Source organism: Caulobacter sp. GW821-FHT10A10 (assembly GCF_059415745.1).
This window is the reverse complement of the sequence record NZ_JBWKNV010000005.1, coordinates 426,897-452,133: the sequence shown is the minus strand read 5'-3', so window position 1 is coordinate 452,133 and position 25,237 is coordinate 426,897. Positions and strand designations below refer to the sequence as shown.

Here is a 25,237-nt window from a genome sequence, read left to right as displayed (position 1 = left end):
AGCTGGCGCAGGGCCAGCTCGGCCTGGCGGCGTTCGGTGACGTCCTGGAACAGCACCGCCACCTGCTTGCGCTCGGGCGGCTCGATGCGGAACGACGACAGCGACAGATAGCGGCCGGTGGCCACCAGTTCCTGCTCGAAGCGGATCGGCTGGCCGGTGCGCAGCACCTGCCCGTAGCGCGCAACCCAGGCGTCGGCTTCGTCGCCGACCATCTCGCGCAGCTTCTGGCCGACCACGTCGGGGATGCCGGCGTGGCGGGCGTAGGCGGCGTTGGCGTCGACGTGGACGTAGTCGCTGAGCGGCCCGTGCGGGCCGTCGAAGAACTCGATGATGCAGAAGCCCTCGTCCATCGAGTCGAAGAGGGTGCGGTAGAGCTGCTCGCTCTGCGCCCGATGCTGCAGCGATAGCCGCAGGTCGAGCTGGTTCATCACCTGACGGGCCAGCACCTGCAGGGTGCGCTGCTGCAGGGGCGAGAGGTCCTTGGGCGCGGTGTCGAGCACGCACAGCGTACCGATCGGCAGGCCTTCGGCGGTCTTCAGCAGGGCGCCGGCGTAGAACCGCAGGTGCGGCTCGCCGGTGACCAGCGGATTGCCGTCGAAGCGGTGGTCGCGCGTGGCGTCGGGCACCAGCAGGAAGTCGTCTTCCAGGATGGCCTTGGCGCAGAACGAGGTCTCCAGCGGCGTCTCGCGCACGCCCAGGCCCACCTCGGCCTTGAAGAACTGCCGGTGCTCGTCGATCAGATTGACGACGGCGATGGGCGCGCCGCAGATGTCGGCGGCCAGGGCGACGATCTCGTCGAAGGCCGCCTCGCGCGGGGTGTCCAGAATATCGTAACGGCGGAGCGCCGCGAGGCGATCGGCCTCACGCTCCGCCGGATCGGCGGCGTCCATGCGAAACTTGAGGCCCCCCTCAATCACCGGCAGCGTCGGACAGCCGACGCGCGGGCGTCGACTAGAGGCTTAAGACGCTTGGCGTGGTCAACGGTTCCACGCGATCAGGGTAAAGTTTTTCAGCCCCAGCCTTCCGACACGCCGGCGCGTCGGGCCATCGGGGTGACGGCCGAGGGCTTCTGCGAGGGTTGCGGCTGGTCGGCCGGCTTGCCGTAGAGCCAGCCCTGGGCGAAATCGACGCCGGCCTTGCGGACCACGTCCTCGACCTCGGCGGTCTCGACCATCTCGGCCACCGTGCGGACGTTGAGGTCGCGGCACAGCTCGACCAGGCGGCGGACCATGGCCCCGTCGCGGCTGTTGCCGGCCAGCTCGCGCACGTAGCGGCCGTCGATCTTGACGATGTCGAGGGTCAGTTCCTGGAGGTAGGCGAACGAGGCCGCGCCGGCCCCGAAGTCGTCGAGGCAGACCAGCGAGCCCAGGCCGCGAAGGGCCTGGATGTGACGGTTGGCGCGCGGCAGGTCGTCGATGGCGCTGGTCTCGGTGACCTCGAAGATCAGTCGGCCGCTGGCGGCCGGCGTCTGCTTCAGCAGGCGGCCGATGTGCTCGACGAAGGTCTCGCTGACGATGGTGCGGCCCGAGACGTTGACGGCCAGCTTCACCGCGCCGCTGCGGTCCGAGGCGATCCGGCGCACCGCCTGCTCGGCGATGGCGTGGTCCAGCTCCTCGATGATGTCGAATTCCTCGGCCATGCGGATCAGGGCGAAGGGGCTGGCGCCGTCCTCGAAGCGCACCAGCGCCTCGTGGTGGTGGGCCTGGCCGTTCGAGAGGTCGACCACGGGCTGGTAGGCGAGGGTGAAGCGGCGCTGGCTGACGGCCGCGCCCAGGGCGCCGGCGCGGGCCAAGGTGCGCTTGACCGAGCGGTTCATCGCCTCGGACAGGGTCAGCGGCGGGGTGTCCTTGAGGCCCTCGCGCAGGAAGTCGTCGAGGGCGTAGCGCAGGGCCCGCAGGCCGCGCGACGAGGTCCCGCCGTCCAGCGGTACGACGTGGGCGCTGGCGTCGAGGGCGGCGATCTTGGTCAGGCGGGCGGCCAGGGCCTCGGGGCGGTCGTCCTTGGCGCGCAGCAGGGCGTAGCGCTCGGGCGAGACCTGAGTGGCCATGGCGCCGGCGTGGGACTCGGCCCGCACGGCGCCGGCGATCTTCATGTCCAGCGCCAGGGCGTCGGGCGCGTTCAGGCCTTCGCGCAGGGCCGACAGGCCCGCGAACTCGACCATGGCCAGTTCCAGCTCCAGCCCGGTGACCCGCGCGGCTTCGAACAGGCCCTTGGCGATCTCCTCGAAGTTCTCGCGCGGACGCAGGCCGGCGGCGTCCAGGCCCCCGGCGGGCGCGCGGGCGGCGGTGACCGCCACAGAGGTACGACCGAAATTGTCGGGGAGGGCCCGCAGAGTGACTCCAACGAAGCGCTCCGGCTCCCCGGCGACGCGGACGGTGACCGGACCCCGGCGCTGGCCCTCGTCGAGAGCATAGAGCGCGGCGTCCATCAGCGGGCGGTCCGCGGCGGTGAACAGGTCGCGCCAGACGCGGCCGATCAAGGAGGTTTCAGGCTTGCCCATGATCTTTTGCGCCGCGCCCAGGGCGAGGCTGACGCGGTCGCCCTCGAGTTCCAGCAATAGGTCGGCGCTGGCGAAGGCCAGGCCCAGAAGACGGCGCGGATCGATCGACACGGACAGAACTCTCCCCAGAGGTGGGCCAGCTTGCGCGCCTTAGCTTAAAGACCCGTGCATGGGGGCGGGTCGCCGATGGGGCTGCGACCGCCCGTCGCAGGCAGGTCCGGCGGGCGCGCCGGAACGAAAAAGAACATCTTGCGAACATAGAACAAAATGTGTACGCATTAATCATTCCACAGGCGGTGGGCGCCGAGGCGCTCGAACTTCCGGCCGGACGGTCGGAATCATGGAATAAGGCGGATCATCCAATGACCAGTCAGGCGGCTTTGAAACTCGTGGGCAAGGAAGAAGGCGACAAGGCGCGGGCGCTAGAAGCGGCCCTGGCGCAGATCGATCGGGCCTTCGGCAAGGGCTCGGTGATGAAGCTGGGCGAAAAGGGCAAGGTCGAGATGGAGTCGGTCTCCACCGGCTCGCTGGGCCTGGACATCGCGCTCGGCATCGGCGGCCTGCCCAAGGGGCGCGTGGTCGAGGTCTACGGTCCGGAAAGCTCGGGCAAGACCACCCTGGCCCTGCACGTCGTCGCCGAGGTCCAGAAGGCCGGCGGCACCGCCGCCTTCGTCGACGCCGAGCACGCGCTCGATCCGTCCTACGCCCACAAGCTGGGCGTCAATCTCGACAACCTGCTGGTCTCGCAGCCGGACAATGGCGAGCAGGCGCTGGAGATCACCGACACCCTGGTGCGCTCGGGCGCGGTCGACATCGTCGTGGTCGACTCCGTGGCCGCCCTGACCCCGAAGGCCGAAATCGAAGGCGAGATGGGCGACAGCCTGCCGGGCCTTCAGGCCCGTCTGATGAGCCAGGCGCTGCGCAAGCTGACCGGCTCGATCAACAAGGCCAACACCATCGTCATCTTCATCAACCAGATCCGTCACAAGATCGGGGTGATGTACGGCAGCCCGGAAACGACCACGGGCGGCAACGCGCTGAAGTTCTACGCCTCGGTGCGCCTGGACATCCGCCGCACCGGCTCGGTCAAGAACCGCGACGAGATCATCGGCAACAACGTCCGCGTCAAGGTGGTGAAGAACAAGGTGGCCCCGCCGTTCCGCGAGGTCGAGTTCGACATCATGTACGGCGAGGGCATCTCGAAGCTCGGCGAGATCATCGACCTGGGCGTCAAGGGCGGGATCATCGACAAGGCCGGCTCCTGGTTCTCCTACAACAGCCAGCGCATCGGCCAGGGCCGCGACAACGTCCGCGAGTTCCTCAAGAACAACAAGGACCTGGCCAACGAGATCGAGTTGGCCGTGCGCAAGGCCTCGCAGAAGATCGAAGAAGAGCTGCTGGTCGGCGGTCCCGAGGACGGCGAGGAAGAATAAGAGACAGCTCGGGGCGCGCCTGCTCCGAGTTTCGCGGCCGCCGCCCGCCGAGGGCGACCCCGCCATACGCCCGCGGCGGACCTACACCGCCACGACGGCCGCGATCCCCGGACGCCTGGACCCCATGCCAGGCGTCCGATTTCGTTTATCCTCCCCTGCACAGCGGGGGAGGTGGCGCGGCGCGAATGCGCCGTGACGGAGGGGGCGACCGCCGCAGGGCGACAAGGCTCGCCTCCTCGGTCGTGGAGTTCATCCTCGGGCCGGTTTTCCCCCTCAGTCGCTCCGCGACAGCTCCCCCAGAGGGGGAGCATCTAAATGGCGCGGCGCTAAACGAGATCCTCCCCCTCTGGGGGAGGTGGCCCGGAGGGCCGGAGGGGGGCCGTTTTCAGCTACTGAAACACCGGCCGGTTTTCTCGGGCCGGCCTTCCCCCTCAGTTCCCGATCTTCGTCCACGGCCGCTGCACGCAAATCGACGCGCCGTCGATAACCGCCACCCGGGCCGAGCCCGGCGGCGCATAGAACGCTTGCCGCCCGCCGACGCTCACCGCCAGGGCGATCGGACCGCTGAAGTCGCAGACCGGCGCCTCGCGCTTGCCGCCGGCCTGGGCGTAGGTCCGGTGGGTGCATTCCATATGGCCGGCGCCCCGCGCCACGCTGACGCCATCGAAGGCGAAGGTCATCGGCTTGCGCTGCCGGGCCTGGAAGGCGGCCTCCGTCAAGACCGGGCAGGGCGTTCCGGCCAGGCTCCAGTAGGCCTCGGCGGCGCCGGCGGCTTCGCGTTGCTTCCAGGCGACGAAGGCGACCAGCGGCGCGGCGATGACGATGGCGATCGCCGCCCAGAAGATCCAGCCGCCACGTCTGGCGCGGCCCTCGACCCGCACGGCCCCCGGCCGTTCCCCGATCCCCGCAGCATCCATCCTGGTCCTCCCGCTCGGCGACAGTAGGGGGCGCGGGACGCCTACGCCAATAGAGGAAAGAGATGCCGGTCTCAGAGCCCCATCCGGAAGCGCGCGGTCTGGACGCAGCGCGGCCGGCCGTCGATCACCGCCACCCGGGCCGAGCCCGGCGCGGTGTAATAGACCACGGCCTTGGGGGTCTCGACGGCCAGGGCGCCGGGGCTGGTGAAGTCGCAGACCTGGGCCTCCTGCCTGCCGCCGCCGAGGCGATAGGCGTGGCGGGCGCACTGCACGTGTCCGGCCCGGCGCGACAGCCGCACCTCGTCGAAGGCTGTGGTCATCGGCGCGCGCCGCGAGGCCGCCGCGAAGTCCGCGGCGGTGCTGGCCGGGCAGGGCGCGCCGTCGAGACTCCACTCGGGGGCCTGCTCGATCTTGGTCCGGGCCTTTTGCTCGGCCTCCCACCACAGACTGAACAGCGGCGAGACGATGGCGACCGCCAGCATCAGCCTCAGCGGCCAGGGCGGTGGCCTGCGGCCTTCGACCCGCACCTCGCCGGCCGTGCGGGCGGGGCGCGGCGGCCGCGTCACGCCAAGATTTCGATCGACCATCCCGCGTCCCCCGCGTCGCCCCGGAGCCCCATAGCGTGACCACGGCGAGCCCGACCAGCGGCGGGGCGTCCGAAACCGGTCACATCCCAGGTTCGATTTCCACAAATCTTGAAACCGCGCTATGCAGCGCCGACTTCCGGCCGACACCGGACCTTTCGAGATTCCCGAGACGACGATGCCTAGCCTCAACGAGATCCGCAGCACCTTCCTCGACTACTTCGGCAAGGCCGACCACGCCGTCACGCCGTCGGCGCCGCTGGTGCCGCAGAACGATCCGACCCTGCTGTTCGTCAATGCGGGCATGGTGCCGTTCAAGAACGTCTTCACCGGCGCCGAGACGCCTGCGCACCCGCGCGCGGCCAGCTCGCAGAAGTGCGTCCGCGCCGGCGGCAAGCACAACGACCTCGACAATGTCGGCTACACCGCCCGCCACCACACCTTCTTCGAGATGCTGGGCAACTTCTCGTTCGGCGACTACTTCAAGGAACAGGCGATCACCCACGCCTGGACCCTGCTGACCGGCGAGTTCGCCCTGCCCAAGGACAAGCTGCTGGTCACGGTCTACCACACCGACGACGAGGCGGCCGACCTGTGGAAGAAGATCGCCGGCCTGTCGGACGACAAGATCATCCGCATCCCGACCAGCGACAACTTCTGGTCCATGGGCGACACCGGCCCCTGCGGCCCGTGCTCGGAAATCTTCTACGACCACGGCGAAGGCATCTTCGGCGGCCCTCCGGGCAGCCCCGATGAAGACGGCGACCGCTTCATCGAGATCTGGAACCTGGTGTTCATGCAGTTCGAGCAGCTGGCCGGCGGCGAGCGCCTGTCGCTGCCCAAGCCCTCGATCGACACCGGCATGGGCCTGGAGCGCATCGCCGCCGTCCTGCAGGGCCAGCACGACAACTACGACATCGACCTGTTCAAGGCCCTGATCGCCGCTTCGGTCGAACTGACCGGGGTGAAGGCCGAGGGCGACCAGGCCCCGTCGCATCGCGTGATCGCCGACCACCTGCGCTCGTCGTCGTTCCTGCTGGCCGACGGCGTCACCCCGTCGAACGAAGGCCGCGGCTACGTGCTGCGCCGGATCATGCGCCGGGCCATGCGCCACGCCTATCTGCTGGGCGCGCAGGAGCCCCTGATGCATCGCCTGGCGCCGACCCTGGTGGCCGAGATGGGCCAGGCCTATCCGGAACTGCGCCGCGCCGAGGCCTCGATCGTCGAGACCCTGCGCCAGGAAGAAGAGCGCTTCCGCGTCACCCTGGGCCGCGGCATGGGCCTGCTCGACGAGGCCACCGCCAACCTGTCGGCCGGCGGCGTGCTGGACGGCGAGACCGCCTTCAAGCTCTACGACACCTACGGTTTCCCGCTCGACCTGACCCAGGACGCCGTGCGCGCCAAGGGCATCACGGTCGACACCGACGGCTTCGACGTGGCCATGGACCGCCAGCGCCAGATGGCGCGCGCCAACTGGGCCGGCTCGGGCCAGCAGGGCGCGGCGGCGGCCTGGTTCTCGATCAAGGAAAAGGCCGGCGCCACCGACTTCGTCGGCTACGAGACCACCGAGACCACCGGCGTGGTGAAGGCCATCGTCGCCGACGGCGCCGAGGTCGAGTCCGCCTCGGCCGGCCAGACCGTCGACGTGCTGCTCGACCGCACCAGCTTCTACGCCGAGAGCGGCGGCCAGGCCGGCGACACCGGCGTGATCGAGGCCAATGGCGCCGAGAGCCGCGTGCTCGACACCCAGAAGCAGGCCGGCGAACTGCACGTGCACCGCGTCGAGCTGGCCGGGCCCCTGAAGGTCGGCGACCAGGTCGTGGCCTCGGTAGACGCCGAGCGCCGCCACACCACCCGCTCCAACCACTCCGCCGCCCACCTGGTGCACGCGGCCCTGCACCATGTGCTCGGCCCGCACGTCGCCCAGAAGGGCCAGATGGTCGATGGCGAGCGCATGCGCTTCGACTTTAGCCACGGCGGCCCGCTGTCGCCCGACGAGATCGAGCGCATCGAGGCCGAGGTCAACGCGGTGATCCGTCAGAACGTGGCGGCCCAGACCAAGGAAATGGCCCCGCAGGAGGCCATCGAGGCCGGCGCCGTGGCGCTGTTCGGCGAAAAGTACGGCGACAGCGTGCGCGTGCTGACCCTTGGTGACTCGCTCACCGAAGCCGGCAAGGCCTATTCGGTCGAGCTGTGCGGCGGCACCCACGTGGCCCGCACCGGCGACATCGCCCTGTTCAAGATCGTCTCGGAACAAGGCGTGGCCGCCGGCGTGCGCCGCATCGAGGCCCTGACCGGCGAGGCGGCGCGCCGCTTCCTGCTCGACCAGGCCGGCGTCGCCAAGGCCCTGGCCGACCAGTTCAAGACCCCGGTCGCCGAGGTCCTGGCCCGCGTCGACGCCCTGGTGGCCGAGCGCAAGAAGCTCGAGAAGGAACTGGCCGAGGCCAAGAAGCAGCTGGCCCTGGGCGGCGGCGGCGCGGCCTCCGGTCCGGAAGACGTCAATGGCACCGCCCTGATCGCCCGCGTCCTCGACGGCGTCGGCGGCAAGGAGCTGCGCGGCGTCGCCGAGGAGTTCAAGAAGCAGCTGGCCTCGGGCGTCGTGGCCCTGGTCGGGACCACCGACGGCAAGGCCGCCGTCACCGTGGCCGTGACCGCCGACCTGACCGCCAAGTTCAGCGCCGCCGAACTGGCCAAGGCCGCCGTGATCGCCATGGGCGGCCAGGGAGCGGGCGGCAAGCCCGACTTCGCCCAGGGCGGCGCCCCGGACGCGACCAAGGCCGACGACGGCCTGGCCGCCATCAAGGCCGTTCTGGCCGGCTGATCGCCTTAGATCGGCCCGCTTCCTCGCCGAAGCGGGCCGACTTCGTTCTCAAGTCAGTATCGGCGGACCAGCGCCTGCGTAAGATCCACAACATCGTGCCCGATCCCGCCGAGCGTCGCGCCTGGCGGGTCTGGCTGGGCCTTGCCGCCGTGGTGGCGGTGATCGGCGGCGGCGTCGGCCTGACCGTCTCGCGCTGCACGCGCCCGTCCGAGCCCGGCACAAAGGCTGAGCGCCAGGTCGCCGCGGCCGCGACCCCGGTCGTGCTGCCGCTGGAGGCCAAGGACTGGCGCGGCAAGATCGACTACCGCGCCCTCGACTCTCGCATCCGCACGATGATGGCCGACCGCAGCATGACCGGTCTGGCCGTCGCCGTGGTCGAGGACGGCCGGCTGTCGTTCGTTAAGGGCTATGGCCAGACCACGCCGAACGACGGCGAGGCGGTGAACGCCGACACCGTGTTCCGCTGGGCCTCGCTGTCGAAGACCGTGGCCTCGACCCTCAGCGCGCGCCTGGCCGGGGAAGGGGCGTTCTCGCTGCAGGACCCGCTGGCCAGGTTCGGCGTCAGCCTGCGCCTGCCGGGCGGGGCCGAGCAGACCCTGACGGTCGAGCAGCTCTTGTCCCAGCGCACCGGCCTGCCGCGCAACGCCTATGACGGCTGGCTGGAAGGCGGCCGCGATCCGAAGACGATCCGGCAGGCGCTGGGAACGGTGCCGCCGCAGTGCCCGCCGGCCACCTGTCACACCTACCAGAACCTCGCCTACGACACGATCCGCGAGGTGATCGAGGCCTCCACCCACCGGCCCTACGCCGAAGAGGCGCGCCAGAAGCTGTTCCTGCCGCTGGGCATGGGCAGCACGACCATCGGCATGGAGGAAATCCGCGGCGAGCGGCATTGGGCGCGGCCCACCCGCTATGGCCGCGAGTCGATCCTGGCCGAGGCCTATTACCGGGTGCCGGCGGCGGCGGGGGTGAACTCCAACATCGTCGACCTGGCGCGCTGGATGCAGGCCCAGATGGGCCTGGCGCCCGCCGTGCTGCCGGCCAGGGTGCTGGAGGAGATCCAGCGTCCGCGCGTGCTGACCAACCGGCCCTATGGCAACTCGCCTCTCGGCCGCTCGCTCGACAAGCCGGCTTACGGCCTGGGCATGCGCAGCTTCGGCTACCAGGGCCATCGCCTGGCCGGCCACAGCGGCGCCGTCGACGGCTACCGCTCGACCATGATGTTCGACCCGGCCACCAAGACCGGCGTCGTCATGCTGTGGAACAGCGAGAGCAGCCTGCCCTTCAAGCTGCAGGCCGAGGTGTTCGATCTCTATTACCACCTGCCGTTCACTGACTGGCTGCAGCTGAAGGGCGGCGAGGCGGTCGAGGTCGCGCCCTAGGGGGCGGGGCTTTCCTGACCCTGCGCTTTTCTCAACGCTTCGGCCCATGCCAACGATCGCCTTCCTGGGCCTTGTGCCCAGGACCCATGGTTCAACCTGCTCAGACCTTCACAGAACGGCCTAGGTCTGAGCGGTCGCCGGCATGGGCCCTCGCCACAAGGGCGAGGGAAGCGACTGTGAACAGGCGATCTTCCTGTCCGATGCGGAAGGCCAGGTCGCCCCGACCTCGCTTTTGAGTGTTCCCCCCGCCCGGGATGACGGGCGAGGGGGCAAACGAAAAGGGGCGCTCCTCCCTTTCGGGAAGAGCGCCCCTGTCATCTGAAGCCCGAGCTCCTAGAACTTCGCGCGCACGCCGAAGAAGTAGCGTGAGCCGAAGGTCTCGTTGCCGATCCGGCGGGCGGCGCTGTTGTATTCGATGCGCACCTCGTCGGTCAGGTTCACGCCCTCGACGAAGACGGTGATCTTGTCGTTGACGTTGTAGCTGGCCGAGGCGTCGAGCGAGCCGAAGGCCTTGTTGAACTCCGGCAGGTTGCCGCGGCCGACGGCCGTGATCAGCCAGTCGTCGCGCCAGTTGTACGAGGCGCGGGCGCTGAACTTGTCGTTCTCGTAGTAGAGCGAGACGTTGTAGCTCTTACGCGACAGGCCCGGGAACGGCAGGATCTCGTTGGTCAGCAGGTTGACCCCCTTGAAGCCCTTGTCCTTCTGGTAGGTGAAGTTGGCCAGCACCCCGAAGCCGTCGAACGGCGCGGGCAGGAAGTCGAAGGCGTACTGGCCGCCGATCTCCAGGCCGTTGATCGTCACCTCGTCGGTGCCGTTGACCGGGCTCGAGATGGCGTAGGTCTGGCCGTCGATGACCTCCGAGGTGGTCTGGTTGATGATGAAGGACGAGATGTCCTTCCGGAAGTAGGTCGCCGAGACGAAGCTGTCCTTGGCGAAGTACCACTCCAGGCCCGCGTCGTAGGCCGTGGCCTCGAAGGGCTGCAGGTCCGGATTGCCGCGCGAGCCGGTGAAGCCGATCTGGTCGATGCTGCGGCGCAGGGCCAGCTGGCTGGGGGCGGCGCGGGCCATCACCTTGCTGGCGGCGGCGCGGCCGATCAGCTTGCCGGGGATGAACTCGAACCGCAGGTTCAGCGACGGCAGGGTCTTGGTGTAGCCGCCGTCCTGCTCGCCCTTGACGAAGTTGACGATCGGGGCGGCCGTGGTGCCGGTCTGCACGCGGTTGTAGCCGGTGGAGACGGTCTCGGTGTCGACCACGCGCACGCCCAGGGTGCCGCTGATGCCCACCGGCAGTTCACGGAAGTCGAAGGCGGCCTGGACGTAGGCGCTGCGGGTCTTCTCCTCCACCGACCAGGTGTCGAGGAAGGCCTGGAAGGTGCCGCGGCCGCCATAGGTCTCGGCGGTGTTGGCGTTGGGGTTGACGCCGTAGACGTCGTTGACTAGGCCCGCCGTCGCCAGGGTGGCGGCGTAGGTGCCCATGGTGTTGTCGTTCCATTGGCGGATGCCGCCGGAATAGCCCAGGTCGCCGGTCTCGAAGAACGGGATGCTGTTCACGATCGAGTTGATGTTGACGATGTTCTCGAGCGTCGCGCACGAGGTCGCCACCGCGACCACGGCGCCGCTGCTGGCGTCGTTGCGGCAGTTCAGGCGCGTGGTGCGCTGGTAGAGGATCTGGTCGGTCTCGAACTGCCGCGCCTGGACGCCGGCCTTGATCGAGGTCAGCCACGAGCTTTCCGGCTTGTAGGTGACGTTGAACTGCTGGGCGGTCTCTTCGGAGGTGTTGTTGCGCGGGTTGAACAGGGCGTCGATCCGCTTGACGCCCTGGCCGGTGGTGACGTCCAGGCCCGGGAACGAGAAGTTGGGCGAACCCTGGCCGCCGGTGTAGTCGACGATCGCGCGCGGCACGCCGAACACCGTGGCGGTGGAGTTGATCTCGTTGTTCTGGACCTCGGCGTTCGAATAGTCGAAGCGGGCGTCGAAGACCCAGTGGTCGAGCTTCCACTCGCCGCCGACGGCGGTCGTGTACTGGGTGCGCTTCAGCCCGCCCAGGATGTTGCGGTAGGCCAGGTCCATCGGGAAGTTGGCGTCGCTGGTCAGTTCGATGTGGTTGACCGTGTTGTCGGCGCCCAGAGTGGTCTTGCTGTAGTCGATCAGGCCGCCCGAGGCGCCCAGCTGCAGGAACGAGCTGTTCACCTTCTCGCTGGCGGTGGCGTAGGTGGCGTCGAAATAGGCCTTGAAGTTGTCGGTCGGCCGCCATTCGACGACGCTGCTCAGCGCTTTGCGCTCGGTTTCGCGGCGGTCGATGATCAGGCGCGGGATTTCGGGGATCCAGTCCAGCGTGCCGTCATTGTTGACGTCGGTGCTGCGCCCGGGCGTCGCGCCCGTGCCGGTGGCCGTGGCCGCCCGGCGAATCCAGCCGGTGGTGCGGGCGTTGTTGCTGTTGAGGTGGCGGTTTTCCCAGGTGCCCGACAGCAGGACGCCCAGCTTGTCGTCGAAGAAGGTGCGGCTGCCGATCAGGGCGACCTTGGGGTCGTATTCCTTGGCCAGGTTCGAATAGACGCCCTGGATCGAGCCGGCGACATAGGGATCCTTGCTGTCGAACGGCCGGCGGGTGATCACCCGCACGGTGCCGCCGATGCCGCCCTCGGCCATGTCGGCGGTCGGCGACTTGACCACGTCCAGGCGCGAAACGAACTCGACGGGGATGTCGCGGAAGTCCACGGCGCGGTCGCTGCCGCCGACGGTGAGCGACAGGGCCGAGGAGCCGTTGATCTCGACGCGGTTGAGGCTGGGATCGGCGCCGCGGATGCTGACGCCGCGGCCTTCGCCGTCCTGGCGGCTGATCTGCACGCCGGTCACCCGTTGCAGGGCCTCGGAGAGGTTCTTGTCGGGGAACTGGCCGATGTCCTCGGCCGAGATCGAGTCGACCACCTGCAGCGAGTTGCGCTTGGTGTCCATGGCGCTGCGCAGCGAGGCGCGGATGCCGGTGACGACGACTTCCTCGACCGCGTCGGGCTCGACGGTCTGGCCGGCCGGAGCGGCGGGCGCGGTCTGGGCGAGGGCCATGGCCGGGGCGGCGAACACGGCGGCGGCCACCGCGACGCTCGAAACACCCGCCCACAGTTGCGCGCTGGTCGACGACTTCATCGTTTCCTCCTGTGTCTGACGTGGCTCGGAGGCAACCCGGGGGGAGGGCGACGCCGAGATCATCAGTTTTCATATTGTGGGAACTTATCCCGATAATCGGGATGATAACCGCCTCGCTCCAGAAATGTCGAGTGGGATACGATATGTCTCATTAGAAATGGGCTGAAAGCGTCGATCTGGCTAATCGCGGCAACGTGAGGATTTGCTTGGCTTTTTCAGCGCCGCAGGTTGAGGGAAAACATATCGCCGGTATCGGAAGGGCCCGGTTCGGCTCTGCCCGCCATCACCCCGAAGGCGACGTCCGCACAGCCCGCGCGGCCAAATCGAGGCCGACCTAAACAAGACCCAGCGGACCTCGGCCGACACTATCGGCGGCGTTCAATCCCCTCCGCTATCCAAGGACACCGTCGATGCCGATCACGGCCACCCCGACCCCCGGCGATCAACTGATCACCCCGACCGACCACACCCTGATCATGATCGACTTCCAGTCGCAGATGGCGTTCGCGACCAAGTCGATCGACCCGGTCAGCCTGCGCAACAACGCCGCCCTGGTGGCCAGCGGCGCGGCCGGCTTCGGCGTCTCGACCATCCTGACGACGGTCGCCGAAAAGAGCTTCTCGGGCCCGATGTTCACCGAGGTCACCGAGCCGTTCCCGGGCAAGGCCCTGGTCGACCGCACCTCGATGAATAGCTGGGAAGACGCCGGCGTGATCGAAGAGGTCAACAAGATCGGCAAGGGCCGCATCGTGCTGGCTGGCCTGTGGACCAGCGTCTGCATCGTCGGCCCGGCGCTGTCGGCCCTGCAGCAGGGCTTCGAGGTCTACGTCATCACCGACGCCTGCGGCGACATCTCCGACGAGGCCCACGAGCGGGCCGTGCAGCGCATGATCGAGGCCGGCGCGCGGCCGATGACGGCCCTGCAGTACCTGCTGGAGCTGCAGCGCGACTGGGCGCGGGGCGAGACCTACGACCTGACCACCGGCATCGCCAAGAAGTTCGGCGGCGGCTACGGCCTGGGCATCATCTACGCCAAGACCATGTTCAACGCCCACGAGGGCTGACGAACCGGCCCGCGCCGGCCGACCTTCCAGGTCGGCGCGGACCGCCTTTCAACAAGGCGTCCCAAGATGAAGATCTATCTCCTGTCGCTCGCCGCGGGCCTGGCCGTGGGCGTGTTCTACGCCCTGGTGCAGGTGCGTTCCCCCGCGCCGCCGGTCGTGGCCCTGATCGGCCTGTTCGGCATACTGGTCGGCGAGCAGATCCCGCCGCTGGTCAAGAGTCTGGCCGCCCGCCAGCCGGCCGCCGTCTCGTGGCTGCGCCATCAGGTGGCGCCGCACATGTTCGGCAGCCTGCCGGGGGCCGTGAAGCCCCCCGAGCAGGCGCGCGCCGAGTCGCCCCATCCCCAAGCCTGACGTCTCCCAGTTCCCTCGGCCCCAGTTCCCCCGGAGTATCCGCATGACCTCGCCCGACCTGATCCTGCGCAACGGCCGCTTCACGACGCTGGACCGTGGCAATCCCAACGCGCAGGCCGTCGCCGTGACCGGCGGACGCTTTTCCGCCGTGGGGACCGAGACCGAGGTCATGGCCCTGGCCGGGCCGGCGACCAAGGTGGTCGACCTGAAGGGCCGCCGGGTGCTGCCGGGCCTGATCGACAACCACCTGCACATCATCCGCGGCGGGCTGAACTTCAACATGGAGCTGCGCTGGGACGGCGTGCGCTCGCTGGCCGACGCCATGGGCATGCTCAAGCGCCAGGTGGCCATCACCCCGCCGCCGCAGTGGGTGCGGGTGGTGGGCGGCTTCACCGAGCACCAGTTCGTCGAAAAGCGCCTGCCGACCATCGAGGAGCTGAACGCCGTGGCGCCCGACACGCCGGTGTTCATCCTGCACCTCTATGACCGCGCCCTGCTGAACGCGGCGGCCCTGCGGGTGATCGGCTACGACCGCGACACGCCCGAACCGCCCGGGGGCCAGATCATCCGCGACAGCCAGGGCAATCCGACCGGCCTGCTGCTGGCCAAGCCCAACGCCCAGATCCTCTACGCCACCCTGGCCAAGGGGCCGAAGCTGCCGTTCGACTACCAGGTCAACTCGACCCGCCACTTCATGCGCGAGCTGAACCGGCTGGGCGTGACCGGGGCGATCGACGCCGGCGGCGGCTTCCAGAACTATCCGGACGACTACGAGGTCATCCAGAAGCTGGCCGACGACAACCAGCTGACCATCCGTCTGGCCTACAACCTCTTCACCCAGAAGCCCAAGGGCGAGAAGGACGACTTCCTGAACTGGACGAAGACCTCGACCTACAAGCAGGGCGACGACTATTTCCGCCACAACGGCGCGGGCGAGATGCTGGTGTTCTCGGCCGCCGACTTCGAGGACTTCCGCCAGCCGCGCCCCGACATGCCGCCGCAGATGGAGGGCGAGCTGGAGGAGGTGGTCACCATCCTGGCCCAGAACCGCTGGCCTTGGCGGATGCACGCCACCTATGACGAGACCATCGACCGGGCGCTGGACGTGTTCGAGAAGGTCAACAAGGACGTTCCCCTCGAAGGCCTGAACTGGTTCTTCGACCACGCCGAGACGATCTCGGAAAAGTCGATCGACCGCATCGCCGCCCTGGGCGGGGGCGTGGCCGTGCAGCACCGCATGGCCTACCAGGGCGAATACTTCCTCGAGCGCTATGGCGCGGCCGCGGCCGAGGCGACGCCGCCGATCGCCAGGATGCTGGAGAAGGGGCTGAAGGTCTCGGCCGGCACCGACGCGACGCGCGTGGCCTCGTACAATCCCTGGGTCTCGCTGGCCTGGATGATCACCGGCAAGACCGTCGGCGGCGCCCGGATCTATCCGCAGCGCAACTGCCTGGACCGCGAGGCGGCGCTGCGCATGTGGACCGAGAACGTCACCTGGTTCTCCAACGAGGAGGGCAAGAAGGGCCGGATCGTCGAAGGCCAGCTGGCCGACCTGATCGTGCCCGACCGCGACTTCTTCGGCGTGCCGGAGGACGAGATCGCCGACCTGACCTCCGACCTGACCATGGTCGGCGGCAAGATCGTCTATGGCGCGGGCGACTTCGCCAAGCTGGACGAGAACGAGGTGCCGCCGGCCATGCCCGACTGGTCGCCGGTGCGGGTGTTCGGCGGCTATGCCGCCTGGGCCGAGCCCGAGAAGGACGTCGCCCTGCGTCGCCAGGCGGCCGCGTCGTGCGCCTGCGCCAGCGGCTGCGGGGTGCACGGCCACGACCACGCCACGGCCTGGACCAAGAGCCTGCCGATCAGCGACCTGAAGTCGTTCTGGGGCGCGCTGGGCTGCGCCTGCTGGGCGGTCTGATGCGGGCGGTCCTCACCTCGCCGGCGGTGCGCTGGATCGCGCTGCTGGGCCTGTGCGCCGCCTATATCCAGGGCGGATTGACCAAGGCCTTCGACTTCGGCGGGGCCGTCGGCGAGATGGCCCACTTCGGCCTGACGCCGGCCGCGCCCTTCGCGGTGGCGGTGATCGTTCTGGAGCTGGCCGCCTCGGCGATGATCCTCAGCGGGCGGCTGCGCTGGCTGGGGGCGCTGGCCCTGGCGGCCTTCACCTTCGCGGCGACCTTCATGGCCAATCGCTTCTGGGAGATGGCGCCGCCCGAGCGGTTCGGCGCGACCAACAGCTTCTTCGAGCACCTGGGACTGGTGGGCGGCTTCCTGCTGGTCGCCTGGCACGATCTCGACGCCAGGGCGCGGTCATGAGGATGCTGGCGGCCGCGGCGTTCGTCCTCGCGGCTACTCCGGCCCTGGCGGCCGAGCGTCCCGCGATCAAGGTCAACCGCTGGCAAGAGGATTGGTCGGTCCTGGCCGATCCGGCGAAGAGAGCCGAACCCCTGGACGGGCTGAAGTACATCCCGTTGGGCGATGACGCCTTCCTGTCGCTGGGCCTGACCTTGCGCGAGCGGCTGGAGCTGGGCGACGCGGCGACCTTCGGCCAGGAGGCGCCCGACACCAGCCTGTCGCAGCGGCTTCAGGTGCACGCCGACGCGCGGGCCGGCGGCTGGCGGGCCTTCGTCATGCTGGAGGACGTGCGCGCCTTCGGCCGCCGTCACGTCGGCGGGGCCGACGCCGACCGCCTGGACCTGCGACTGGCCTTCGTCGACCGCGTGGGCCAATTGGCCGGCGGCAAGGCGACGGTGCGGGTCGGCCGGCAGGACTTCCCGATCGACCAGCAGCGCTTCCTGTCGGCCCGCGACGGTCCGGGCGTGCGCCAGTCGTTCGACGCGGTCTGGGTCGACTGGAGCCGCGGTGCCTGGACCCTGGCCGGCGTCGTCAGCCAGCCGGTGCAATATGCCGACGACGAGGCCTTCGACGACACGTCCAGCGGTCACGTGCGGCTCGACTTCGCGCGGGTGGAACGCAAGGCCTTCGGCGGCGCGGTGTCGGCCTATGCCGGCCGCCTGGCCCGCTCGGCCGCCCGCTACGGCGACGCGGTGGGGCAGGAGGATCGGCAGGTCTACGACCTGCGCTACGCCGGCAAGGCGGGCGGTCTCGACTGGGACCTGGAGGCCATGAGCCAACGGGGCGAGGTCGGTGCGGCCGACGTCCGCGCCTGGGCGGCCGGGGCGCGGGGCGGCTGGACGTTCGATGGCGTCCCCTGGGCGCCGCGCCTGGGGCTGCAGGGCGACCTGGCCAGCGGCGACACCCGAAAGGGTGATGGGCGGCTCGGCACCTTCAATCCGCTCTATCCCAACGCCGCCTATTTCACCCGCGCCGGCTACACCGGCTACGCCAACATCGTTCACCTGAAGCCTTCGGTGACGGTGGCGCCGACGGGCAAGCTGACGGTGATGGCGGCCCTGGCCGGCCAGTGGCGGCGCACGAGCGCCGACGCGATCTACGGCCAGCCCTTCACGGCCTATGCCGGCACGGCCGGGCAGGGCGGACGCTGGACCGGCGCCTACGCCCACCTGCGGGCCGACTACGCTTTCAATCGCAGCCTGACGGGCACGGTCGAGGCCGTCCATTTCGAGGCCGGAAGCGCCCTGCGCGCCGCCGGCCGGGACGACAGCGACTATCTCGGCGTCGAGCTCAAGTACGGATGGTGACCATGCGTTTTCCCAGCCTCTCCAAGGTGATGAGCTTCAACGGCGGCTATCTCGACACGGTCGGGTTCCTGGCCTTGCAGGGCCTGTTCGTCGCCCACGTCACCGGCAACTTCGTCACCTTCGGCGCGGCGATGATCCACGGGGCCGACGGAGCGATCGCCAAGTTGCTGGTGCTGCCGATCTTCTGCGCGGCGGTGGTGATCAGCCGGCTGGTGACGTTCCGGCTGGAGGCCGAGGGCCTGCCGGTGCTGCGGATCATGCTGGGGGTGAAGACGCTGCTGCTGGTCGCCGGCTCGGCCCTGGCCGTGGCGCTGGCGCCGTTCGCCAAGGGCGACAGCTGGCAGCTGATCCTGGTGGCGGCCATCTTCGTCTGCGCCATGGCCATCCAGAACGCCGCCCACCGGGTGCACATCCCGACCGCGCCGCCCACCACCCTGATGACCGGCTCGACCACCCAGATCATGCTCGACGTCGCCGAACTGATCCGCCGGGGACCCGATCGGGGGGCCTCGATCGCCCGGATCAGGAAGCTGTCGGTCGCCGTCGGCCTGTTCGCGGCCGGCTGCGGCCTGGGCGCCCTGGCCTTCGCCCTGCTGGGGCCCGCGGCCTTCTGGCCGTCGGCGGCGCTGGGCCTGCTGTCGCTGTTCTCGGACGAAGCGCGGGGCGTGGCGGTGAAGGCGGGGTGACGCGTTAGCGGTCTCATCCGGGGGCGGGATTCTTCACCCGCCTGGGTGAGTGCGCTTCACCCGTGCGGGAATGGCGCGCAAGCGCGCCTTGGTTGAGTTTGCTCCTGCGCCGGCAAGTTGTCGGCGGCGTCCTGGACTGACCACCTTCCCGAGAGAGCGACGATGCAAGCCCAGACCGTCATGACCCGCGCGCCCGAAGCAGGCGATCAAACCGACGCCGAACCGGCTCACGACCAGATCCGCCAACTGCTGCAGCAGGCCCGCCACGTCCTGGCGACCGACCCCGCCGACGCCGAACGCTGCATCGCCGTGGCGGTGAGGCTGCTCCCCCAGATCGATGCGGCCGCCTCGCGCAGCTTCGCTCCCCAGACGGCGGGCGGGCCTGCCGCCTCGCCGGCCCTGCAACGCGGGGGCCTGGCCCCCTGGCAGGTGCTGCGGGTCAAGGCGCTGGTCGAGGCGCGGCTGGCTGACCGGGTGACCAGCGCCGAGCTGGCCGCCGCCGCCCGCCTCAGCCCCAGCCACTTCTCGCGGGCCTTCCGCGCCAGCTTCGGCGACGCGCCCAAGACCTATGTCAACCGCCGCCGGATCGCCCGGTCGAAGGACATGATGCTGTCGACCGGCGACAGCCTGGCCGCCATCGCCCTGGCCTGCGGCCTGTCGGACCAGGCCCATTTCTGCCGGATGTTCCGCCGCTTCGAGGGCCAGTCGCCCAGCGTCTGGCGTCGCCTGCGCGGCGGCGAGCGCGAGGCCGCCTGGCCGCTGATCGCGGCGGAATGATCAAGGATCGGACCCCATCGTGACCGCCACCGTCCTGCTGATCCACGGCGCCTGGCTGACGCCCAGGCACTGGGATCGCTTCCAGGACCGCTACGCCGCGCGTGGCCTGAGCGTGCTGGCGCCGGCCTGGCCGCTGCTGGACGCGCCGGTCGAGACCCTGCGCCGGGCGCCGCCCCGCGCCTTCGGCCGGCTGAGCCTGGAGGAGGTGGTCGAAAGCTACGCCGTCCGCGCCGCCGCGCTTTCGGAGCCGCCGATCCTGATCGGCCACGGCTTCGGCGGCCTCGTCGTGCAGCTTCTGCTGGATCGCGGCTGCGGCGCCTGCGGAGTGGCCATCGCCTCGACCCCGCCGTTCGGCTTGCTGGAGCGGCCGCGCGCGGCCTGGGCCCTGCGCCGGATCCTGGCCCGCTGGCGCGACTGGGACGGCGCCGCGCCGCTGAGTCTGGAGCGCTTTTCCGCCCTGTTCGCCCAGACCCTGCCCGAGACCGAGCGCCGCGCCGCCTATGCCGAGCAGATCGTGTCGGCGCCGGCTCGGGTGGTGCGCCAGGCCCTGCTCGGCCCCTGGAGGCGTCGCAAGAGAACGGGCTGTCGCCGGCCGCCGCTGCTGCTGATCGCCGGCGACGAGGACCGGGTCGCGCCGGTGGCCATGGTCGCCGCCAGCGCCCGCCAGCAGCGTCGCGCGGCCTCGCGCACCGACCTGCAATGCTTCTCGGGCCGCTCGCACTGGCTGTGCAACGAGCCGGGCTGGGAGGACGTCGCCGACTTCGCCCTCGACTGGGCGCTAGCTAATGGGCGTCCTATTCCCGTGGAAGCTTGATCCGAGCGGTTCCGCGTCAACCCCCGAAAGGGTAATGCTGCGCCGCTTTCGTGTATGGTCGCGGTTCGCCAAACACGTCACCTGTACGAGTCCCATGCGCAAGGACCGGTCCCCGGACGCCGCCGAAATGAACGAGTACCCCGCCAGCGGCGCGTCCCCTGCCAGCGACGAGCGTATCCGCGTGTTGATCGCCGACGACCACCCGATGCTGCGCGAGGGGGTGATCTCGGTGCTGGAGACGCAGGCCGACATGGTCGTGGTCGGCGAGGCCGCCACCGGCGACGAGGCGGTCGCCAGCTGGGAGGCGCTGCGCCCCGACATCACCCTGATGGATCTGCAGATGCCCGGCCACGGCGTGGTGGCCATCGAGACCATCCGCCGGGCCCATCCCGAGGCGCGGATCATCGTGCTGACCACCTTCACCGGCGACGCCCAGGCCCTGCACGCCCTGCGCGCCGGGGCGGCGGGATATCTCTTGAAAAGCAGCCTGCGCCGCGACCTGCTGGACGCCATTCGCGGCGTCCACGCCGGCCGCCGCCATCTTCAGGCCGAGGTGGCCGAGCGCATCGCCATCCACGCCATCGACGAGACGCTGAACGCCCGCGAGATCACCGTCCTGCAGCTGATCGCCAACGGCAACTCCAACAAGCACATCGCCCGCGAGCTGAACCTCTCGGAAGACACCATCAAGTCGAACATCAAGAGCATCTTCGCCAAGCTCTATGTGAACGACCGGACCCACGCGGTGACCGTGGCCGCCAAGCGCGGCATCATCGACCTTTGAGCCGGGCGGGGGGCTTTCGCACCGGACTGGCGGGCGTCGCGCTCGCTCTCGGCCTCGCGGTTTCCGCGCAGGCCGCGCCGGGGCTCGAGCCCCTGGCCGAGTACAAGCGGGTCAGCTGGTCGCTGGAGGGCGGCGCGCCCAGCCGGGTCAACAGCATCGGCCAGTCGAAGGACGGCTATCTGTGGATCGGCAGCGTCGATGGCCTGTTCCGCTTCGACGGCGTGGCCTTCGAGCAGATCCAGCGCGGCGGACCCAAGCCCGGGCGACTGAACGTCTCGCAGGTGTTGGGGGCGAAGTCGGGCGCGCTGTGGGTGGGCCTTGGTCGCAGCGGCGGGGTGGCGGTCTATCGCGACGGCCAGCTGATCGACGCTCGCATGCCCAATCCCTCGCGCGAGGTCACGAGCCTGGCCGAAGACCGCGAGGGCGGGATCTGGGTCGCACGCGGCGGTCGCAAGCGAAACACCCTGGCCCGCTGGCATGACGGCCGCTGGCAGGAGTTCGGGGCCGAGGTCGGGGTGCCCGAGCAGGAGGTCTGGCAGGTCTTCTTCAGCCGCGACGGGGTCCAGTGGCTGGTGCTGGGCGACACGGTGCTGCGCCGCGCGCCGGGCCAGGCTCGATTTTCGGCCACCGGCGTCAAGGTCGCCCGCCGGGCCAGCCTGGCGCAGGACGCTCTGGGCCGGCTCTGGGTGTCGGACACCAAGGGCGTGCGGCTGCTGGCCGGCGAGGCCCCGGCCGCTTCGTCCCTGACCCGGGCCTATCCGCGCCAGGACGAGGTGGGCGGCTCGAAGATCCTGTTCGATCACAAGGGCGACCTGTGGGGCGCGACCTGGACCGACGGCGTCGTGCACATTCCCGCGCCCGGCGTCGCGGCCCGCAGCGCCGACGCGGCGGGCCTGCGCATCCAGGCCTACAAGGCCGTGCACGGCCTGACCTCCGACCAGACCCATGCCGTGTTCGAGGACCGCGAGGGCAATGTCTGGTTCGGCACCGAGCTGGGGCTCGACATGATGCGGCCGGCCAGCGTGGTCGTGGAGCAGGCGATCCCGCCCAACTCCGCGCGCGGCTATCGCATGACCGCCACCCGCGACGGTACGGTCTGGGTCGCCGACGCCCACACCGTCTACGCCATCGCGCCGGGCAAGGCGCCCAGGCCCGTGGCCAAGACCAGCTGGTCGGCGGGCGCGCTTTGCGCCGACGAGAACGACGGCGTCTGGGTCACCCTGCGCGACACCGTGCTGAAGGTGCGGGCCGGCAAGGTCGAGACCTATCCTAAGCCGGCCGAGGCTAGCGCCTATGGCTGCGCCGAGGACAGCGAGGGTCGACTTTGGATGGCCGCGCTCGACAAGGGCCTCTACTGGCGCGAGGGCGGGGCCTGGAACCGCTGGCCGGACCTGTCGCCGACCCTGGGCGTGGCCTCCAACGCCGCCGTCCAGCCCGACGGCCGGGCGGCGATCCTGTTCCGCACCCCGCCGCCGCTGCAAGGGCGCCCGCCGTTCGAGCCGCTGTACAAGGAGCGCTTTTCGATCGGCGAGATCGAGGGCGTTCTGCCCGGCGCGGCGGCGCTCTATCTCAGCGGCGGACAGGGCCTGGCCCGCCTGCGCGACGGCAAGACCGCGACCCTCGACGCCGAGCGCTATCCGTGGCTGGCCTCGGTCAACGGGCTGGTCCAGACCCCGGCCGGCGACACCTGGACGATCGGCGACGCCGGCGTGGTGCGGATGCGCTCGGCCGATCTCGACCGCGCCCTCGACCATCCCGGCGCGCCGCTGGCCCGACAGGTGTTCGACTTCCGCGACGGCCTCAACAGCTTCGTGCAGAAGTCGCCCGGCGCGCAGATCGCCGCCGGCGGCGACGGCCGCATCTGGATCCTGACCCGGCGCAATGTGCTGGTCGTCGATCCGGCCCGCCTGGCGTTCAACGCCGTGCCGCCGCCGGTGGCGATCCGCGCGGTGGTGGCGGGCGAGCGACGCTTCGCCGACCCCTCGGCCGTGCGCCTGGCGGCCGGCACGACCAGCCTGCGCATCCAGTACACGGCCCTCAGCTTCGCCGTGCCCGGTCGGGTGCGCTTCCAGTACCGGCTGGAGGGCGTCGACCGCGACTGGGTGGACGCCGGCGGCCGACGCGAGGTGCTCTACAACAACCTTCGCCCCGGGACCTTCCGCTTCCGGGTCAAGGCGGCCAACAACGACGGCGTCTGGAACGAGCAGGGCGCGCAGGTGGTCGTCACCATCCCGCCGACCCTGGCCGAGACCTGGTGGTTCCGCCTGCTGTGCATGGCGGCCGTGGGCCTGGCGCTGTGGGGCGTCTACGCCCTGCGGCTGCGGCGGGTGTCGGCCCAGATCAAGGACCGGCTGGAGGAGCGCGCCGCCGAGCGCGAGCGCATCGCCCGCGAGCTGCACGACACCCTGCTGCAGAGCGTCCAGGGCCTGATCATGCGCTTTCAGTCGGTGGCCTATCAGATCCCCGACGACCTGCCGGCCAAGGACGTCATCAACCAGGCGCTGGACCGCGCCGACCAGATGCTGGTCGAGGGCCGCGACCGGGTCCGCGACCTGCGCGGCCGCGAGACCCGCCGTCTCGACATCCAGCTGCGCGAGCTGATGGCCGAGCAGCCGTTCGAGCCGGGCGTGAAGGTCGAGCTGGTGGTCGAGGGCGTGGCCCGCGCCATCCAGCCGCTGGTGCAGGAGGAGATCGTCCGCATCGGCGGCGAGGCCCTGTTCAACGCCGCCCGCCACGCCCGCGCCGGCCAGGTGCAGGTGCGCGTCTCCTACGGCGTGCGCCAGCTGCAGGTCACCATCCGCGACGACGGGGTGGGCATCGGCGCCAACCGCATGGCCTGGGCCAGCCGCGAGGGCCACTACGGCCTGATCGGCATGCACGAACGGGCCAGCAAGATGGGCGCCCAGCTGGCCATCGAAAGCGCCGCCGGCAAGGGCACCACCATCACCCTCAGCGTCGCCGGCGCCATCGCCTACCCGACCCAGCCCTGGCTGGCGCGGCTGGGGCGGAAGAGGGCGGGGTAGGCTTCCCCACCTCCCGTCATTCCCGCCCTTGTGGCGGGAACCCCTCTATCAGCCGTAATTGAGAGTGTGGCGGCGTGCTGAGCACGCCGCTTGCGCCGCCCGTGCGAGCGGAGCCAGGGTTTCCCGCCACAAGGGCGGGAATGACGGGATGAAGGAGGAGCCCGTCAGCTCTTCAGCCACACCGCCACGGCTGACAGGGTGACGCAGGCGGCCACCGTGGTCAGGGCCACGACCCTGGCGCCGCCGCGGGCGAAGACGTTGTAGGCGCGGGTCTGGATGAAGACGTTGACCGCCGTCGGGGTCGCCGCCAGCAGGGTGGCGGCTAGGCGGAAGGCGTCGGGGGCCGGGGTCAGGCCGACCACGGTCCAGACCAGCAGCGGCAGGACCAGCAGCTTGGCCAGGGCGGCGGCGATCACCGGGCTCCAGCGCGGGGCGGGGACGTCGGCCTCGACCGGCAGGCCCAGCACCACGCCCAGCGCCACCAGGGCGACCGGGCTGCCCGAGGCGGCGGCCGCGCCGACCGCGCGGTCGAGCACGCCGGGCAGTTGCAAGCCGATCAGGGCCAGGGCCGCGCCGAACAGGGCGGCGGCGACGATCGGGTTGCGGAAGGCCTGCATGGTCGAGCGCCAGACCGAACGGCCGCCGGCCCAGCCGAGCAGGGCCACGCCGAGCGCGGTGGCCAGCACGAAGTCGACGGCCACGAGACCCGCGCCCAGGCGGGCGATCTCGGGTCCGAACACGGCGGCGGCCACCGGCAGGCCCAGGAAGGCGCTGTTGCCGACGCCGGCGGCCATGGCCGTTCCGGCCCGCTCCTCGCGGGTCCAGCGCAAGGCGAGACCCGCCAGCACCAGCAGCCCCATGATCGCCGCCAGGCAGCCGGCGTAGGCGGCCAGGCCCAGGGTCAGGTCGTGACCCGGCCGGCCCATTCGCGAAAGGGAATGCACCAGCAGGGCCGGAAAGCCGATCCAGTAGACGTAAGCCGAAAGGCCCTGGGCCATGCGCCCGTCGAACAGCCTCAGCCGCGCCAGCACCACGCCGGCTCCGACCAGCATGAAGAACGGCAGGGCCCGCGCCAGGACCTCCAGCGTCAGGGCGATCACGCCGGATACGCCTTGGCGGGCGGGAACAGGGTCATGCGCGAGGGCCTCGGCGGAAAACGCAGGGTCGCTGATACCACCCGTCCCGCGCCGGGGTCAAAAGCGTCGCTACGACTGTACGGCTTCCGCGACGAGAGAGTCGGGGGGCGGGAGGGGCGGCTTACCGATCCTTCATTTGCCACCGCCCAGCGGTTGAGT

The 25,237-nt window shown here is 70.1% G+C and carries 18 protein-coding genes and 1 pseudogene; 13 read left to right on the top strand and 6 right to left on the bottom strand.

What is annotated here, in order from left to right; genetic code table 11:
* Nucleotides 1-35: 35 nt before the first annotated feature.
* A pseudogene (locus AC07NS_RS16435) lies at nt 36-890 on the bottom strand (GAF domain-containing protein); the annotation flags it as partial.
* Between the two features lie 119 nt (nt 891-1,009).
* Nucleotides 1,010-2,611: an EAL domain-containing protein gene (locus AC07NS_RS16430; protein ID WP_494604896.1), complete on the bottom strand. Its 1,602-nt coding sequence runs from the start codon at nt 2,609-2,611 to the stop codon at nt 1,010-1,012.
* 251 nt (nt 2,612-2,862) lie between these two features.
* Here AC07NS_RS16430 and recA point away from each other — a divergent pair, with 251 nt between their 5' ends.
* Complete coding sequence (gene recA / locus AC07NS_RS16425) at nt 2,863-3,933, top strand: recombinase RecA (RefSeq protein WP_494604894.1); 1,071 nt, start codon at nt 2,863-2,865, stop codon at nt 3,931-3,933.
* A 431-nt stretch (nt 3,934-4,364) separates the two neighbouring features.
* Here recA and AC07NS_RS16420 read toward each other — a convergent pair whose 3' ends face one another.
* A complete protein-coding gene (locus tag AC07NS_RS16420; RefSeq protein WP_494604892.1) occupies nt 4,365-4,850 on the bottom strand; it encodes a hypothetical protein in 486 nt (161 codons plus the stop codon).
* Nucleotides 4,851-4,921: 71 nt separating this feature from the next.
* On the bottom strand, nt 4,922-5,437 hold the full coding sequence (locus tag AC07NS_RS16415) for a hypothetical protein (RefSeq protein ID WP_494604890.1): 516 nt from the start codon (nt 5,435-5,437) through the stop codon (nt 4,922-4,924).
* Between the two features lie 175 nt (nt 5,438-5,612).
* On the opposite strand from AC07NS_RS16415, the gene alaS reads away from it, so the two are divergent.
* Both alaS and AC07NS_RS16405 read left to right on the top strand, forming a co-directional pair.
* Entirely contained in the window at nt 5,613-8,255 is a 2,643-nt protein-coding gene (gene alaS / locus AC07NS_RS16410) for an alanine--tRNA ligase (RefSeq protein ID WP_494604888.1), read from the top strand.
* Between the two features lie 95 nt (nt 8,256-8,350).
* Nucleotides 8,351-9,637, top strand: coding sequence for a serine hydrolase domain-containing protein (locus AC07NS_RS16405; protein ID WP_494604886.1), 1,287 nt, complete (start codon nt 8,351-8,353; stop codon nt 9,635-9,637).
* Between the two features lie 333 nt (nt 9,638-9,970).
* Here the strand turns inward: AC07NS_RS16405 and AC07NS_RS16400 are convergent, their stop codons facing one another.
* Nucleotides 9,971-12,781: a TonB-dependent receptor gene (locus AC07NS_RS16400; RefSeq protein ID WP_494604884.1), complete on the bottom strand. Its 2,811-nt coding sequence runs from the start codon at nt 12,779-12,781 to the stop codon at nt 9,971-9,973.
* Between the two features lie 410 nt (nt 12,782-13,191).
* Between AC07NS_RS16400 and AC07NS_RS16395 the strand changes: the two genes are divergently transcribed.
* The 10 genes from AC07NS_RS16395 (at nt 13,192) to AC07NS_RS16350 (ending at nt 23,942) form a co-directional block, all read left to right on the top strand.
* Nucleotides 13,192-13,845 (top strand): hydrolase, encoded by a 654-nt coding sequence (locus tag AC07NS_RS16395; RefSeq protein ID WP_494604882.1) that lies wholly within the window; start codon nt 13,192-13,194, stop codon nt 13,843-13,845.
* A 66-nt stretch (nt 13,846-13,911) separates the two neighbouring features.
* Complete coding sequence (locus AC07NS_RS16390; RefSeq protein ID WP_494604880.1) at nt 13,912-14,196, top strand: XapX domain-containing protein; 285 nt, start codon at nt 13,912-13,914, stop codon at nt 14,194-14,196.
* 43 nt (nt 14,197-14,239) lie between these two features.
* Nucleotides 14,240-16,114 (top strand): amidohydrolase, encoded by a 1,875-nt coding sequence (locus AC07NS_RS16385; protein WP_494604878.1) that lies wholly within the window; start codon nt 14,240-14,242, stop codon nt 16,112-16,114.
* Entirely contained in the window at nt 16,114-16,512 is a 399-nt protein-coding gene (locus AC07NS_RS16380; RefSeq protein WP_494604876.1) for a DoxX family protein, read from the top strand. The genes AC07NS_RS16385 and AC07NS_RS16380 overlap by 1 nt, the downstream gene beginning before the upstream one ends.
* Nucleotides 16,509-17,858: an alginate export family protein gene (locus AC07NS_RS16375; protein ID WP_494604874.1), complete on the top strand. Its 1,350-nt coding sequence runs from the start codon at nt 16,509-16,511 to the stop codon at nt 17,856-17,858. The genes AC07NS_RS16380 and AC07NS_RS16375 overlap by 4 nt, the downstream gene beginning before the upstream one ends.
* Before the next feature lie 2 nt (nt 17,859-17,860).
* Nucleotides 17,861-18,544: a YoaK family protein gene (locus AC07NS_RS16370; protein ID WP_494604872.1), complete on the top strand. Its 684-nt coding sequence runs from the start codon at nt 17,861-17,863 to the stop codon at nt 18,542-18,544.
* A 162-nt stretch (nt 18,545-18,706) separates the two neighbouring features.
* The gene (locus AC07NS_RS16365; RefSeq protein WP_494604870.1) at nt 18,707-19,321 is read left to right on the top strand and encodes a helix-turn-helix domain-containing protein; all 615 of its coding nucleotides are present in this window, start codon (nt 18,707-18,709) and stop codon (nt 19,319-19,321) included.
* 19 nt (nt 19,322-19,340) lie between these two features.
* Nucleotides 19,341-20,135: an alpha/beta hydrolase gene (locus tag AC07NS_RS16360; protein WP_494604868.1), complete on the top strand. Its 795-nt coding sequence runs from the start codon at nt 19,341-19,343 to the stop codon at nt 20,133-20,135.
* 127 nt (nt 20,136-20,262) lie between these two features.
* Nucleotides 20,263-20,919 (top strand): response regulator transcription factor, encoded by a 657-nt coding sequence (locus AC07NS_RS16355; protein WP_110121527.1) that lies wholly within the window; start codon nt 20,263-20,265, stop codon nt 20,917-20,919.
* Nucleotides 20,916-23,942 (top strand): sensor histidine kinase, encoded by a 3,027-nt coding sequence (locus AC07NS_RS16350; protein WP_494604866.1) that lies wholly within the window; start codon nt 20,916-20,918, stop codon nt 23,940-23,942. The genes AC07NS_RS16355 and AC07NS_RS16350 overlap by 4 nt, the downstream gene beginning before the upstream one ends.
* 164 nt (nt 23,943-24,106) lie before the next feature.
* Here AC07NS_RS16350 and AC07NS_RS16345 read toward each other — a convergent pair whose 3' ends face one another.
* On the bottom strand, nt 24,107-25,042 hold the full coding sequence (locus tag AC07NS_RS16345) for an AEC family transporter (RefSeq protein ID WP_494604865.1): 936 nt from the start codon (nt 25,040-25,042) through the stop codon (nt 24,107-24,109).
* Between the last annotated feature and the right edge of the window lie 195 nt (nt 25,043-25,237).